This is a genomic window from Psychromonas sp. SR45-3 (genome assembly GCF_014163575.1).
Classification (GTDB): domain Bacteria; phylum Pseudomonadota; class Gammaproteobacteria; order Enterobacterales; family Psychromonadaceae; genus Psychromonas; species Psychromonas arctica.
Genome location: NZ_JACJDP010000008.1, coordinates 26,770 through 43,349, shown reverse-complemented (window position 1 = coordinate 43,349; position 16,580 = coordinate 26,770). Strand labels below are relative to the sequence as shown.

Annotated in this window: 11 protein-coding genes; 8 read left to right on the top strand and 3 right to left on the bottom strand. The window is 37.7% G+C overall.

All coding sequences use genetic code 11. The annotated features are described in order from the left end of the window. The first annotated feature begins 695 nt into the window (after positions 1-695). The 5 genes from H5084_RS06565 to H5084_RS06545 all read left to right on the top strand — a co-directional run bounded on the left by H5084_RS06565 (position 696) and on the right by H5084_RS06545 (position 8,923). A complete protein-coding gene (locus tag H5084_RS06565; protein ID WP_182689953.1) occupies positions 696-4,211 on the top strand; it encodes an EAL domain-containing protein in 3,516 nt (1,171 codons plus the stop codon). Between the two features lie 524 nt (positions 4,212-4,735). After that, positions 4,736-5,704: a 23S rRNA pseudouridine(2604) synthase RluF gene (gene rluF, locus H5084_RS06560; protein WP_182689952.1), complete on the top strand. Its 969-nt coding sequence runs from the start codon at positions 4,736-4,738 to the stop codon at positions 5,702-5,704. Next, on the top strand, positions 5,701-6,831 hold the full coding sequence (gene thiL / locus H5084_RS06555) for a thiamine-phosphate kinase (RefSeq protein WP_182689951.1): 1,131 nt from the start codon (positions 5,701-5,703) through the stop codon (positions 6,829-6,831). Before rluF ends, thiL begins: the two co-directional genes overlap by 4 nt. A 12-nt stretch (positions 6,832-6,843) precedes the next feature. After that, the gene (locus tag H5084_RS06550; RefSeq protein WP_182689950.1) at positions 6,844-7,365 is read left to right on the top strand and encodes a phosphatidylglycerophosphatase A; all 522 of its coding nucleotides are present in this window, start codon (positions 6,844-6,846) and stop codon (positions 7,363-7,365) included. A 19-nt stretch (positions 7,366-7,384) separates the two neighbouring features. Continuing rightward, positions 7,385-8,923 (top strand): ABC transporter substrate-binding protein, encoded by a 1,539-nt coding sequence (locus H5084_RS06545; protein WP_182689949.1) that lies wholly within the window; start codon positions 7,385-7,387, stop codon positions 8,921-8,923. Between the two features lie 95 nt (positions 8,924-9,018). Here H5084_RS06545 and dxs read toward each other — a convergent pair whose 3' ends face one another. The 3 genes from dxs to xseB are packed head-to-tail and all read right to left on the bottom strand — an operon-like array spanning position 9,019 to position 12,039. Then, positions 9,019-10,878 carry a 1-deoxy-D-xylulose-5-phosphate synthase gene (gene dxs, locus H5084_RS06540; protein ID WP_182689948.1) on the bottom strand — a complete coding sequence of 620 codons (1,860 nt, stop codon included), beginning with the start codon at positions 10,876-10,878 and terminating at the stop codon, positions 9,019-9,021. 2 nt (positions 10,879-10,880) lie between these two features. After that, entirely contained in the window at positions 10,881-11,771 is an 891-nt protein-coding gene (ispA, locus tag H5084_RS06535) for a (2E,6E)-farnesyl diphosphate synthase (RefSeq protein WP_028869820.1), read from the bottom strand. Between the two features lie 34 nt (positions 11,772-11,805). Beyond that, complete coding sequence (gene xseB, locus H5084_RS06530; protein ID WP_028869821.1) at positions 11,806-12,039, bottom strand: exodeoxyribonuclease VII small subunit; 234 nt, start codon at positions 12,037-12,039, stop codon at positions 11,806-11,808. Positions 12,040-12,258: 219 nt separating this feature from the next. Here xseB and pomA point away from each other — a divergent pair, with 219 nt between their 5' ends. The 3 genes from pomA to H5084_RS06515 all read left to right on the top strand — a co-directional run bounded on the left by pomA (position 12,259) and on the right by H5084_RS06515 (position 16,564). Continuing rightward, positions 12,259-13,029: a flagellar motor protein PomA gene (pomA, locus tag H5084_RS06525; RefSeq protein WP_182689947.1), complete on the top strand. Its 771-nt coding sequence runs from the start codon at positions 12,259-12,261 to the stop codon at positions 13,027-13,029. Between the two features lie 2 nt (positions 13,030-13,031). Continuing rightward, positions 13,032-14,033 (top strand): flagellar motor protein MotB, encoded by a 1,002-nt coding sequence (locus tag H5084_RS06520; protein WP_037072056.1) that lies wholly within the window; start codon positions 13,032-13,034, stop codon positions 14,031-14,033. A 386-nt stretch (positions 14,034-14,419) separates the two neighbouring features. Beyond that, positions 14,420-16,564, top strand: coding sequence for a transporter substrate-binding domain-containing protein (locus tag H5084_RS06515; protein ID WP_182689946.1), 2,145 nt, complete (start codon positions 14,420-14,422; stop codon positions 16,562-16,564). Positions 16,565-16,580: the final 16 nt, after the last annotated feature.

Below are 16,580 nucleotides of genomic sequence, written 5' to 3'. Positions count from 1 at the left end.
TTTGTCTATTTTTTATGTTCCTCGTCTCTTCATTTCTTCATCTTTCAATCACAGGGTATGCACCCATTTCACCTCTCTTAGATTAATCGCTCAACTCAGTATATATACTCGTTATCATTCAAGGCACAAAGTTCAGTAAGTTGTGAGGTGAGTAGTTTCTAGGCAAAAAGTTGAAGATCTAACTAGTTCAATCAATTCTTTCTAACAACAAAGATGCTTGCCTTACTGTACGAGCTAACGACTGAATAAAGCATCTCAATTTGTAACGGGTATAGAAACATAACGATAAAAAAGAAAACAAAATCATAAACTCAACTCTAAAGTAGTGGTTTACATCATAGATATATTTATTTAATTAAGTTAAATTTGACTTAATCATTTGCTTGTCATTTTAGTGTTCTTTTGACATGTTGCTGAAAATAGTGACTCATAATAAAATTATTTAATCATAAATACAGAAAAATAGAGAATGTGACCACTTTTTATCGCTAGTGAAGATGAATTATTAAAGATTAATCAGAAAGCAACCTAGCAGGTGAAACTTAAGCTGAATAGGGTGTGAATCATGAAGTTGTAACTGTAATCTTATTTGTCATTTTGTGGGTTTTCTCTTTAGTTTTTTTTGTTATTTTATTTGGTGAGTTCTTTTTATATTAATGCAGTCATTGTGTTATGTTAAATAAGGTAATAAAGAAATGCTCACTTTTCTTCATTCGTTAAAATCTCGATTATTATTTTTAATTTTTATGATTATATTGCCGGGATTTATTGCTGTTTTTTTTCAAGCAACCGAAGAGCGCAGCAGTGCCATCGAAACTGCTAGGTTACGCGCGATTGATGCTGTTGATTATATGGCTGCTGAACAAATAAAAATTATTGATGAAACTGAAAAATTCTTAAAACGACTATCTAAATATCCTCAGTTATTAACTCCTGACTCAGCACAGTGCAGTGCGTTTTTATCTGATATCAAAGAGCTATCAGAGACTTATGTCAATCTGGGCGCACCTAATATAAAAGGTCAATTACTCTGTAATGCGAACCCTTTAACGACTTCTGTAAACGTCGCTGACAGACCTTATATTCAAAAGGCGATATCTAAACGATCCTTTGCCATCGGTGAATTTCAATTTGATAGAGCTAGCCAGACCACCAGTATTAACTTTGCTTATCCTGTGATTGATACTAAAACAGATCAGCTTGTTGCAGTGGCCGTTGCTGTAGTATCACTAGAGTGGTGGAGTAAAAAGCTAGAGTCTACGCATTTACCGGTAAATACCGTTGCTTATATCACTGATGTTAATGACAAAATCATTGCTAACTATCCTGAAAATAAAGCTCTCATTGGAAAATCAGCTAAAGATATTCCAAGCTTTAGTAAAGTAACATCAGCTGAACAAACCCAAATAAGAAAAGATCAACACGGTTACATGAGAATATTTGTCAATAGAAAACTAAGTTCTGAGATTAATGATCAAGCTATACGATTTATCGTAGGTATACCTTTTGATCATGAATTAGCGATTATCGACTCAAGATTGTCACGAGTTGTTATATTTCTTGTGGGTTTTATCTTATTGATCACTTTATTTGCAGTCTGGGTAATAAGGGAAAATATTTTAAAGCCGATTAAAGCACTTGAAGTATCCAGTAAACAACTTGAATTAGGTGAAAAAACTGATTTAGATTTTGTTGGAGAAACAAAGGAGCTTATTGATTTACAAAAAAACTTTTCAGCAATGGCCAAAACGAGACTAGAAGCAGAGCAACAACTAAAAAACAGCCAAATATTTTTAAGGGAAAGCGAAGCCAGTTTATCAAGACATTTACGAAATACCCCATTAGGATCAGTAGCATGGGATGTTAATTTTATCTGTACTGAATGGAATGATGCAGCACAAGATATTTTTGGATATTCAGAACAAGAAGCTATTGGTGTAAACATCATTGAATTGGTTGTAATGACTGAATTACGTAATGAGTTTATTACTCATTATGACTCCTTGTTAGCTCACCAAGGAGGAAAGCAATTTAGCATCCCTAATATCACTAAAGACGGTCGCACCATCTATTGCAACTGGTATAACACCTTGATCCTTAATAGTCTCGGGATGGTAACCGGAATGGGTGCTTTTGTAAAAGATATGACGGTTGATAAACATAATCGCGATACATTAAATGAGTTTTTTAAACTGCCGATGAATTTACATCTAATAGTAAGTTTTGATGGTTTGATTCTTAAGGTGAATGCAGGATGGCAGTCGATACTTGGTTTTAGTAGTGAAGATTTATTAAATAGTAATGTTTTCGATTTACTTCACCCTGATGATACCGATAATACAGCATCAGAAATGATGAATTTGGGAGCAGGAGAAAATACTTACTCTTTTGAAAATAGATACATGAATAAACAAGGACAGTATCGTTTAATTATGTGGTCTGCAACCGCATCGGTAGAGCAACAGAAAATTTATGCCGTGGGTGTGGACATCACTGACAGTCGATTAGCTGAAGATAAATTGAAATTGGCAGCGGGTGTATTCACACATGCCAAAGAAGCCATTATTATTACCGATCAAAATAATAATATTATTGAAGTTAATAGTGCTTTTACTCAGTTGACCGGCTACTCGAGCGATGAAGTATTTGGTAAAAAAACGAATATTTTTAAATCAGGACATTATTCAGATGATTTTTACCATGAAATGTGGCAAGCAATTTCTTATCAAGGGTATTGGACTGGAGAAATTTGGAACCGTTGCAAAAATGGCAATATTGTTCCTCATTTATTAACCATCAGTACCGTGTCTGATGATGCAGGTAAAGTGAAAAATTTTATTGCTTTCTATACTGACATTGCTGCGATTAAAGCACATCAAAAGCAGCTTGAGCATATTGCGCATTATGATGTATTAACGAATTTACCTAATCGTAGTTTGCTCGCAGACCGTTTAAAGCAAGCAATGGGCTTATGTAAACGTAATAATTTTTCATTAGCGGTCGTTTTTCTCGATTTAGATAATTTTAAAGCGATTAATGACTTTCATGGACATGATGTTGGCGATAAATTATTAGTTGAAATATCGCAGCGTATGCAAAAAACACTGCGTGATCAGGATACGTTATCTCGTTTCGGTGGCGATGAGTTTGTCGCAGTACTAGTTAACTTAGAGGCGCCGGAAGCCTGTGAGCCTTTATTAGAGAGATTGTTAAAATCAGTTTCTGCACCTGTTGCCATCGATCATTTGACTATCAACGTTTCAGCTAGCGTAGGTGTCACTATTTATCCTCATGATGGCGTTGATGCAGAGCAACTTTTACGTCATGCAGATCAAGCCATGTATAGTGCAAAACAAGAAGGTAAAAACCGTTATCATCTATTTGATATGGCTCAGGATATAGCGTTAAAAAGTTTACATGAGAACTTACTGCGTATTCGTGCTGCTTTGCAAAAACATGAATTTGTTTTGTATTATCAACCTAAAGTGAATATGCGTAGTGGCGAAATGATTGGCGTGGAAGCGTTACTCCGTTGGATGCACCCTGAAAGAGGGTTACTTTCTCCAGATGACTTTTTACAGATTGTTGATCGTCATGAATTGACTATTATTATTGGTGAATGGGTTATGGATAGTGCACTTACACAAATTTCAGATTGGAAAAAAATAGGTCTTCATACCACTATCAGTGTCAATATTGATGCACTGCAGTTGCAACAGAATAACTTTGTTCAACGCTTATCAGAGTTATTGAATGCACACCCAGATGTTGATCCAAGTTCATTACAATTAGAAGTACTAGAAACGAGCGCGCTTGCTGACATCAAGAAGGTTTCAAAAATTATGTCTGATTGCATTAAGCTTGGGGTTGAGTTTGCACTTGATGATTTTGGCACTGGGTATTGCTCTCTTACCTATTTAAAACAGTTGCCAGTGGATGTGATCAAAATAGATCAGACTTTTATTCGTGATATGTTACATGATCCTGATGACCTTTCTATTGTTGAAGGTGTCATGGGTTTATCTAAAGCCTTTAAACGAGAAGTCATTGCCGAAGGGGTGGAAACGTTACAACATGGTGTTGCGTTATTGCATTTAGGCTGTCACTTCGCGCAAGGATTTGGTATCGCAAGACCGATGCCGGCTGCTAAATTACCTTCTTGGGTGAATAGTTGGAGACCAGATAAAACCTGGACACAGGTAAAAAAATGAAGCTAATACTTACCGCTCTAAAAGCTAAGGCTAGGTAAGGCAAGGTATCTAGTTACTTTTTGGCGTTTCTCGGTACGATTGTGTTAATCGCTGTGCATTTCATTTCCGTTAACTTCTCCGTTATGCTTTAATATAGCGTTTTTATATCCATGACACTTCAACATGTAAAGTCAGCAGTAAAACTCGCCCAAAATACTAGGCATAAAGTTACAGATTCGCTTTTTAGTTCGCTAGTCTAGATACCTATTTTACCTAGTAATACTATTTGGCTATTTTATAACACTGTGGTACTTGCAGAGCATATTGGTATTAGCTTTATTGTGTCCGGTTATCTGAATTTAATTACTTGAACTTAGCTACTTGAACTTAGCTACTTGAATTCAGGTACCGCTTCATATTGTAACAATCGAGTTAGGCGATGATTGTTAGTATTGTCTTTGTACTGATATGCAGTTAGTACCAGACCATACTTCTTGAAGTATGATGGGTATATAGTCATAAAATAAATAACATTGGGGTTTACTGTGAGTCAAGATATCGAGAAACGTCTTAATAAATTTATCAGTGATTCGGGGTATTGCTCTCGACGTGAAGCTGATAAATTAATTGAACAAAGCCGCGTTAAAATTAATGGGCAAGTTCCTGAACTTGGCACTAAAGTGCAACCCGGTGATGAAGTTTTTGTTGATGGCAAGCGTATCAATAAAATAGCGACAAATAAATCTGATCGTATTTATATTGCTTATAATAAACCGATTGGCATTACCTGTACCACTGAACGAAATGTGTACGGAAATATCATCGATGCAATCAAGCATAAAGAGCGTATCTTCCCCATTGGTCGTTTAGATAAACCCTCTGAAGGGCTGATTTTTTTAACCAGTGATGGCGATATTGTTAATAAAATATTACGTGCAGAAAATGCTCATGATAAAGAATACCGTGTCACAGTGGATACCCCATTAAGTGAACGCTTTGTTGACAGGATGCAACGCGGTGTGCCAATTTTAGATACGATCACTAAACCGTGTATTGTGAAAGTTGAAAGTCGTTTTGTATTTACTATTATTCTGACGCAAGGTTTAAATCGCCAGATACGCCGTATGTGTGAGTATTTAGGATATGAAGTGACACGTCTGCAAAGAACGCGGATCATGAACGTCACACTTCATAATTTAAAAGCGGGTCAATGGCGTAATTTATCAGCTCAGGAAATGGCTGACATTAATGCAGCTGTGGCTGGCTCTTCAAAGACAGCTATCAATACTGCTTTGCCTAAATCTCAACAATCAAGCGATCATGCAAACAGTGCCAAGTTGTCTCGTCAGAATCAAAGTAACGACAGCAGCCCATATTATGGGAAAGGTGAAAAAACAGATTTTAAATCAACGCCTAAAGCGAAAAAAGTATTTGTGAATAAAAATGTAAAAACGACTTCTACATCAAAAAATAATCCAACGACTAAACCTAAATTGTCATTAAAAAGAAAATGAGTAAGGGCGAGTTTGACATTATTTCACGTTATTTCCAGCGTAAGGCAGATCTATCACAGGATGTGGTGATTGGCATTGGAGATGATTGTGCGATTTTAGATATCGCTAATGGTTATCAACTTGCCGTCACTACTGATAGTTTAGTCAGTGGTGTACACTTCTTTGAAAATGTAGATCCCTACCGTCTAGGCTATAAATCATTGGCGGTTAACTTAAGTGATCTCGCCGCGATGGGGGCGAGTGCGAAGTGGGTCTCACTAGCGATTACTTTACCGAGCATAAATGAGCCTTGGTTGGCTGAATTCTGTCGCGGTTTTTTTGCGTTAGCAGATAAGTATAATGTGCAATTAATTGGTGGTGATACGACTAAGGGGCCTTTATCAATAACAGTCTCGGCAAAAGGTATCATAAAATCAGGACAAGCATTAACCCGTAAACAAGCTCAAGCAGGTGATATTATTTGTGTGAGTGGCTGTTTAGGAGATGGGGCGCTAGGATTAGCTGTAAAATTGCAACAGCTGCAATCAGACAATCAGCATCCGACCTTATCACTCCATAACCCACAAGCGTTTATCGATGCCTTAGAACTTACCGAGCCAAGGTTAGATATGGGCGAGTTATTGGTAGGGAACGCCTCGAGTTGCATCGATATTTCTGACGGATTGAATCAAGATTTATCGCATATTTTAAAGCAATCGCAATGTAGCGCTGAAATATGGTTACAGGATTTACCTTTCTCTAATGCGATGATTGGAGAAATTAAATCAGGCACTATCACGCTTTCACAGGCATGGCAGTTTGCTGTTAATGGTGGTGATGACTATGAGTTATTGTTTACCATTTCTCCTCATAAACTCGCTTTACTTAAAGAGCAGTTGGCAATTGAGAATGACGTATCATCTTTATTGTGTTTTGAAATTGGTAAAATCAACGCAATGACAGCGACTACTGATGCCGTTGTTGATTCATCTACTAACGTATATGCTAGCTTAGCTACTAACATATCTACTAACATATATTCTGACTTATCTACTAACTTGCCTAGACATAAACAACCAGAAATCATTTTTACTGATCATGATCAGCTTGTTACATTAGACAATAGTAGCTGGGATCATTTTAAATAAGGTCGCACATGCATGTTAAATCGAGATGATTTGAAAGGTTTAAAGCTTTCTAACCCAATACACCTTGCTGCTGTTGGCTTTGGTAGTGGATTAGCACCTAAAGCGCCAGGAACATTTGGTACTTTAGCAGCGGTTCCCCTATTTTATTTATTAGCGATGCTGAGTATTGAATATTATCTAGCGGTATTAGTGATTACCAGTTTTGCTGGGTTTTGGTTTTGTCACGTGACCAGCGAAGCAATGGGCGTGCATGATCATAAAGCGATTGTCTGGGATGAGTTTGTAGGTTATTGGATCACCATGCTGCCGCTTTTATTGGTTTACCCAGAAATTAAAAATGGCATGGCTATTCCTTTTCTTTGGGTGTGTATCGGTTTTCTATTATTTCGTTTTTTTGATGTATTAAAACCTTTTCCAATTAGTTGGTTAGATAAAAAAGTAGAGGGTGGTTTCGGGATCATGATCGACGATATTGTGGCTGGTATCTTTGCTGCGATAGGTTTATTCTTGCTCATCCAATTCTATTCTTTATAAGCAATTGTCAGAGGTAAATATGCGTTTACGTTGGTTTTTTATTACTTCAATATTTTACGCTGTTGGTTGTTTCGCACAAAACACAAATGTATTTAACCCACAAGCGATTACTGTTGCCGTTGATAAAATACCCACCTCATTTAATCCCTTTGCAGATCAAAAATTAATCGAAGAACAATTTAAGCACCTATTATTTGATCCACTGTTTCGTTGGGATCAGCAGCAACAGTTGGAAGCTCGCTTAGTTAAAAATTGGAAAAGAATTAATAACAAAACAATTCGTTTTTATTTACGTAAAAATGTCCATTTCCATTCTGGTAATATATTGACAGCAAAAGATGTTATTTGGTCTTTTGAGCAGGCAAAAAATAATGCTAAGTTACGATTTTTTAATAAAATAGAGACCATAACGTCCAATGATAGTAATAGCTTCGATATTCGTTCTGAATTGAGTGAAATTCAGTTATTGGATGATTTAACTAATTTGTTTGTTTTAGACTCAGCCTTTTATCAAAGTAATAAAAGATTATTAGATACGCCACCTTCAATCATTTTGCCGCCTATTACCCAGTTGACTATGTCTGGTACTGGCCCGTATTTAGTACAAAAATATAATCCTGTGCTAGGGGTGTTAGTGATTGCAAACAATAACTATTGGGAAGGGGCATTGCCCACCAAATTCTTTCGTTTTATGCGTGTTAATAAACCACAATCGCGTTTGTTTGCACTCTTAGCAAATGATGTACAAGTCAGTTATGCTATTCCTAATAAGTTTATCAATGACCTTGCTGAAAATACCGCTACACGGCTAGTACAAGTACCCTCATCAAATGCCATATTTCTTGCTATTAATGATCAGTTGTCACCTATATTAAGTGATAAAAAAGTACGTGAGGCAATCCATATGGCGATTAATCAACCGGGTATGTTGAAATACATTCTAAAAGATAATGGCCAAATTCATCCTTCCGTGATGGCCTTTACCGATAATAGCCTGGTACAGAAAGAAGATAAAAATACACTGTTAATGCCTGAGTACAATTTAGAAAAAGCAAAACAAATATTACAGATACAACCTTTACCTAAGCAGATGTCATTATTAGTTATGCTGGATGATGTTGGCAATACAAGCAAGGTTGCTGATGCATTAACACATATGCTAGATAAAATTGGCGTCAATCTTGTGGTACAAGAGGTAAGCTCTCAGGACGTTTGGGATAATACTAACCTTTATTACGATTTTGCACTCTCTAGTTGGCAGACCAATTTGATGAGTAAAGATAATATTTATGAGGACTTATTTAAGAATAGCTTTTTAACGGGTTACCTAGAAAATAAATTTAAACAACAAAAGATTGCTGAAAACTTTCAATCTCAGGCGAGCTACTTTCAAAAATTGCAACAAGATAACTGGATTTTCCCACTATTTTACCAAGATAAAATTTGGGCTCAAAACAATCAGTTTAACCTGCAAGATATTTTTTCAAGTAATGGTATTCCCTACTGGTCTCTGTTTAAAGTTAACAAAGATAGTACGCTATTAAATCAGGACGGCTAAACGAACAACAGGCTTTAAGGTCTGTTGTTCGCATGTAGAAGAGGTTTAAGAGCAATAAGCTAAAAGGTATAAACTCTAGAAACTAACAGATACGGTTAGTTAAAAAATGCATCAATTTGTGCTGCAATACCTTCACTGTCTAGTTGTAACATATGATAAATTTCCGCCTGCGTACCTTGTTCAACAAATGAATCAGGTAGTCCTAAATGTAAAACTTTTCCCGTATATTGTTGTGACATTAAGAATTCACTCACCGCAGAGCCTGCACCACCTAAGATACTATTTTCTTCAACAGTGACTATTTGCGAATGTGTTCGTGCGAGCTTGATTAATAATGATTGGTCTAAAGGTTTAACAAAACGCATATCGATTATAGTTGCATTTAACTCCTCTGCGACGGGAATTGCTGCTTGCAAAAAGGTGCCAAAACATAAGATAGCTGTTTTTTGACCTTCAGCAATCACCTTGGCTTTGCCTATTTCTAGCGCTGTCATGCTGTTATCAACTTCAACACCTGTTCCACTGCCTCTCGGATAGCGAACTGCCGCAGGTGTATTAAGTAAATGGCCTGTATATAACATGTTACGACATTCCTGTTCATCAGAAGGGGTCATCACGGTCATATTAGGTATGCAACGTAAAAAACTTAGGTCATAAGCACCTTGGTGTGTCGGGCCATCAGCGCCAACAATTCCCGCTCTATCAATAGCAAACAACACACCAAGATTTTGAATAGCAACATCATGTATCACTTGGTCATAGGCGCGTTGTAAAAAGCTGGAATAGATAGCAACAATCGGATTTAAATCAGCAATAGCCATACCAGCTGCCAAGGTAACAGCATGCTGCTCTGCAATAGCAACATCATAGTATTTGTCTGGGTGACGTTTAGAAAACTCAACCATCCCAGAACCTTCACGCATTGCTGGGGTAATAGCGGTTAGTTTTTCGTCTTGATCGGCCATGTCATTTAACCACTGACCAAATATTTTAGAAAAAGTAGGTGCGCAGGGTTTAGGCACTGGCAAAGCTTCATCGGGGGTGAATTTTGGCACTGCATGATAAGTAATAGGGTCTAACTCTGCTTGTTTATAACCTTTACCTTTTTTAGTCATTACGTGTAAAAATTGCGGTCCTGCATGGGAGCGCATATTACGTAACGTATCCACTAGGTCGATCACATTATGACCATCCATCGGACCAATATAATTGAAGCCAAATTCTTCAAAAATAGTCGCAGGAGAAACCATGCCTTTTAAATGTTCTTCGGTTTTTTTTGCTAGCTCTTTAATCGGAGGTACAGTGGACAGTACTTTTTTGCCCCCTTCACGTAGCTGAGTATATAAATCACCGGATAATATTTTTGCCAAATGATTATTTAATGCCCCCACATTTTCAGAAATAGACATCTCATTGTCATTAAGTACTACCAACATATCGTTGTGTAATGCACCTGCATGGTTTAATGCCTCAAAAGCCATACCGGCAGTAATAGCACCATCACCAATCACAGCGACTACTTTACGATTTTTTTGTTCTTTACCCGCGGCAATAGCGAGCCCTAGGGCAGCGCCAATTGATGTCGAAGAATGGCCTACACTAAGCACATCGTATTCACTTTCTTCACGCCAAGGGAAAGGGTGTAAGCCTTTAAACTGTCGAATGCTATCCATTTGGTCGCGACGACCGGTTAAAATTTTATGCGGATAGGCTTGATGCCCAACATCCCAAACCAGATGATCAAAAGGCGTGTGATAAACATAATGCAAAGCAACAGTAAGCTCTACGACACCTAATCCTGAGGCAAGGTGGCCACTGGTTTGACTAACACTGGTCAACAAAAAACGACGTAGCTCTTCGCAAAATGCAGGGAGCTGCTGTTTTTTTAATAAACGCAGGTCTTCTGGGTAATTAATGTTAGCGAGCAACGGGTAATTTTTTAAATCCAATGGCATATTTATTTATCGCGTTTGATGATGTAATGAGAAAACAACTCGAGTAACTGCGTATTATAAGGCAATTGTGATAAAGCATGAAGCGCTTCTTGATATAAGTCTTGAGCTTTTTGTTGTGCACCTTGCAAACCAAGCAAAGCAGGGTATGTTGATTTATGTAACTGTTGGTCAGAACCCTGAGGTTTGCCTAGAGTTTCGGTATCGCTGATGATATCTAAAATATCATCCTGTACTTGAAACGCTAAACCGATCGCGGTCGCAAATTTTGTTAAGAGCAAAAATTCAGCGTCATCGATGTCTATTTTGCTTAACGCGCCCATTTGTACCGCTGCGATAATTAATGCGCCTGTTTTTGCATTATGAATCATTTCTAAATCAGTTAATGAAATCGCTGTATTTTCTGCCGCAATATCTAACACTTGGCCTGCACACATGCCTTTTTCGCCAGCAGCTTTTGCCAAAATATTAAGTATTTTTAATTGCGATTGTGCTGGTAATGCAGGTATTTCATTAGATAAAATTTCAAATGCTAATGTTTGTAACGCATCACCCGCTAAGATAGCCGTTGCTTCATCATATTTGATATGGCAGGTAACATTACCGCGACGCAGTGCATCATCATCCATGGCAGGTAAATCATCATGAATTAAAGAGTAAGCATGGATACATTCAATTGATGCTGCAATCGGGTCAAGTGTCTCTAATTTACTGCCAAGCATTTGCCCTACTGCATAAACTAAAAATGGTCTAACACGCTTTCCTCCTAACAAGGCACCATAGGCCATCGCCTCATTTAATGTTTTTGAATAAGAAGCGGGATGATTAATATATTGCTCAAGCTGATCGTTTACACGTGCTTGAAGTTGCTGCATGGTAGAAATTAATAGTGTCATGTAAGCTGCTTAGTCTTCGGGATAAAGGTAAAAGTTATTCTTCAAATTTTTGCAAAGGTGCTTGTGCATCATTTTGCATTAAAATACTAACTTGTTGTTGTGCATGTTGTAATTTTTGGCTATTACTACGGGCGAGAGAAATACCTCGTTCGAATTGTTTTAATGCATCTTCCAAAGGTAAATCACCTTGCTCTAGATGCTGTACTATTTGTTCAAGCTCAGTAATTGCTTCTTCATATTGCATATTTTCAGGTTTTTTTAGGGCCATGGGGCATCTCTTTTGAATATTTTGTGCAAGATTACCGTGACTGTTAAGGATGTCAAACTAAGGGCTAAAAATAATTCCCAAACAGTGAAGTTGTTAGCTGTTTAAATACTTATGTAAAATGTTGTTTTAAATAAAATATCTTTGACTGCAAACTAACCAGAAATGGCTATACTATCATCTTAGTAATGTTTAACTATTAAAATTGAAAAGGATTAATCTGTGGATTTAGCAACTCTAGTTGGAATAATAGGCGCCTTCGGCTTTGTTATCATGGCGATGTTGATGGGGGGGACCATTGATATGTTTATTGATATGACCTCTATTTTGATAGTTTTTGGCGGTACCGCTTTTGTTGTAATGATGAAATATAATATGGGGCAATTCTTTGGGGCAATTAAAATTGCCATGAAAGCCTTTATGTTCAAAATAGATCCTGCAGAAGAATTAATTGTAAAAGTAGTTGAGATGGCTGACGCGGCGCGTAAAGGTGGATTTTTGGCATTAGAAGAAGCCCAAATTAGCAATCCGTTTATGCAAAAAGGTATCGATATGCTGGTGGATGGCCATGATGCAGACGTGGTACGTAGTACACTGCAAAATGATATTCGATTAACTGCAGAACGTCATGAAGTTGGCGCAGAGATTTTCAAGAACTTTGGTGATGTTGCGCCTGCGATGGGCATGATAGGTACACTAGTGGGACTCGTTGCCATGCTTTCTAACATGGATGACCCTAAATCTATTGGCCCTGCGATGGCCGTCGCATTATTAACCACTTTGTATGGTGCGGTTGTCGCCAATATGGTCGCCTTGCCTATTTCAGATAAATTAAAACTAAGAGCCGCGGAAGAGAAATTGAATCGTAGTCTTATTCTAGACGGCGTCTTAGGTATTCAAGACGGTCAAAACCCACGTGTTATTGAAGGCATGTTACGAAACTATTTACCTGAATCTAAGCGGGGTAGTGGTGCTGCTGGTGAAGGAGCTTAATAATGGAAGAAGAATGTAAATGTCCCCCTGAGGGGTTACCAGCCTGGATGGGAACCTTTGCCGATTTGATGTCATTACTTATGTGCTTCTTTGTTTTACTTTTATCATTTTCTGAAATGGATGTTGCTAAATTTAAACAAATCGCAGGATCAATGGAGTTTGCTTTTGGGGTTCAAAACAGACTGGAAATAAAAGATATCCCTAAAGGTACATCTGTGATCGCTCAGGAGTTCAGTCCAGGAAGACCTGACCCTACACCAATCGAAGTGATTATGCAGAATACTATTGATATTACTAAAACAAATTTAGATTTTGAAGAGGGTGAAAGTAGCCGTTCAGGAGGAGATGCCAATGTACCTGCGCAAGAGACCGCAGTTGAAGTTAATGAAGATACTAACGAAGAGGTTTCTAAGGAACAACAGGATACCTCGGTAGGAGCGCAAGGGGATGATGAAAGTGATGCCTCTTCAACAGAGACATCATCGCAGCAAGCGGATAGTGAAGTACCTGCTCCTGAAGTGGCTGCACAGCAAGCTTTAGCTAAAAAAGTAGCAGAAAACTTAAAAGAAGAAATTGTTGATGGTGCAATAGAAATCGAGTCTTTAGGACAACAGTTAATTATACGATTAAGAGAAAAAGGATCTTTTCCTGCTGGTTCTGCATTTTTACAGCCTCGCTTTAGGCCTGTAATAGCAAAAGTGGCGAAAATATTAGTGGATGTACCCGGAGTATTGACTATTTCTGGTCATACGGATAATGAACCAATACAGTCGGAATTATATCGCTCTAATTGGGACTTATCTGCGCAACGTGCAGTATCTGTAGCACATGAAATGCTTAAAGTTGACGGCATTCAAGATAAAAAAATGCAGGTGGTTGGGTATGCAAACAGTAAACCGCTCACTCTGGGTAATACTATTACCGAGCAACGTCGCAATCGCCGGGTTGAAATTACCATTATGCAAGGTGAAGCTGCTGAAAGTGATGAGATTGCTACTGAATAATAAGTGCTAAAAATTACCTATCATCCATTAGTTCAAAGTGGACTAATGGATGGCCGCTAAAATTTTTGCTCTAAGACATGTTATAGAACAATCAAAATTGGTATCTATTATAAGGGAGTTAGTTTTAGTCAGTGATACTGTAATTGCCACGATTTAGGTTCTTTGTAGATTAAAATAATCAGTGCGAGATAAATAGAAATAGCGACAAACTATCTCTTGGTTGTCTTATTGAATGTAAAGCCCTCAAGGAAGGTATATTGCATTTTATTATTATTTAAATGTTGAGATCAAAGGAGGACAGGCTCGATTATTGTGAATAAACTTAATGCGCTAAAGCTGTTGTGCATATAAATGAATTTTTATAATCATTGAAGGAACACTAGCCTATGAGTCAGGGTCAAAATAAACGTAACACTTTATTTTTATTATCAAAAATTGTGTGTTCGGTGCTGATGTTGATAGCGAGTTTTTTTCTTTTAAAGCATTATTTTTTCAACCAAAAACCTACTTTGACCGTGTTAACATGGGTTGGTGGTGAAACTTATTTACCACGCGCTGGTCATCCTCAAGACCTCGAATTACAATACCTACAGCAATTCTCTGTACAGCAAAACCTCCAGTTTAAACAAATTAAGGTGACCAAATTTGATCAACTATTTAGCAAATTAATTGCAGGTGAAGGGGATGTGATCGCAGCGAACTTAACTATCACCACGGCACGTAAAAAACGCGTTAATTTTAGTGATGCTTTTATTCAAAGTAATGAGTACTTCATTATGGGCAAGCATTCACCTCCACTGAAAAAAGGGAGTGCATTAAATGGGCGAGAAGTGGTCATCCAAAAAGGTAAAAGCTACCAAACAACCGCGCTAGGACTGCAGAAAATATACCCTAAGATGCGTATTCGTTATATTGATAATAGTATTAGTACCGAACTTTTATACGATCGACTTGCGAGTGGGGAATATGACCTTGCGATACAAGATGCAAACCTGATCGCCTCCGCTTTAGCCTATCGGGATGATATTAAAAAAAGTATTCAAGCAAGTGGCAAGCGTGATATAGCATGGGCGGTTAATATTGAAAATGAATACTTATTAACACAATTGAATGCTTTCATTGATTCGCAGCAGTTAGTATCTGAGTTGCTAAAAACAACACATTCCTCATCGAATTCAACAACAGGTAATACTTCAAGTACTAAAGTTGTGCCTTCATCAACTATCAAAAAATCCAATCTCACACAGTGGCAAACGATACAAGCTAAGGGCAGAGTGCGCTTTGTCTTAAGAAATAATCTTTCATCTTATTATATTTGGCGGGGTGAATTATTAGGGTTTCATTATGAATTAGCGAAGCGCTTTGCTAAAGAAAATAAATTGCGTTACGAGATTATAGTTGCTCCAGATAACGTGGCATTGCTAGATTACTTAATTGACGATAAGGCAGATATTGCATTAGGTTTTTTAACTCCGACCGAGGCAAGAAGAGCGAAGGGGATCGGTTTTTCTCGCCCTTATCATTATGCTTCTGAGTTGGTGGTTGGGCAATCCGGTGTCACAGGAATAGAAACACCTCAAGATCTCAAAGGCCATAAAATTTACACACGCTCTTCAAGTGCATACTGGAGTACTTCATTGCAGCTGCAAAAAACAGTGCCGAGTGTTAAATTGATTGCAGTTCCTGAGAATATGGAAACGGAATCAATTATTGAAGCGGTGGCGGATAAAAAGTATGACATGACTATAGCCGACAGTCATATTGTTGATTTAGAGCTAACCTTCCGTGATGATATTCAATCCTTTATGGCGTTAGGAGAGCCTAAGGCACAAAGTTGGGGGATCAAAGCGGGTAATCAAGCGTTATTAAAAGAGATCAATGTTTTTATCAAAAAACATTATAAAGGATTGTTTTATAATGTAATTTATAATAAATACTTTAAAAACAAAAAACGCTTAGATCAGCAATACAAAGGTTATGTGGCTGAAATAGAGTCAGGTGTTATGTCTCCTTTTGATGACTTAGTGAAAAAACATGCTAAGAAGTATGGGTTTGATTGGCGTTTATTGGTCGCGCAAATGCATCAAGAAAGCCGCTTTGATCCCAATGCAAAGTCTTTATCGGGGGCACAAGGGTTATTCCAAGTCATGCCACGTACTGCTGAGCAATTGGGGATCCAAGATATGCATGATCCTGAGCAGGGTATTGAAGCCGGCATTCGTTATATGGACTGGGTAAGAGAGCGAATGCAAGCAGATAAGATCCCTAAATCAGAGTTAACCTGGTTTACATTAGCCTCATATAATGCAGGTGCAGGGCATGTTCGAGACGCTATTCGCTTAGCGAGGAAAAAAGGTTGGCAAGATGATCGTTGGTTTAATCATGTTGAAAAAGCTATGCTACTTTTATCACAACCTAAGTATGCAGCCAAAGCGCGTTATGGGTATGTTCGAGGACAAGAGCCCGTGACTTATGTGCGTGAAATAAAACGGCGATATGATACTTATTTGAATATTTCAAATCATCAATAATAGAATGTAATATTTA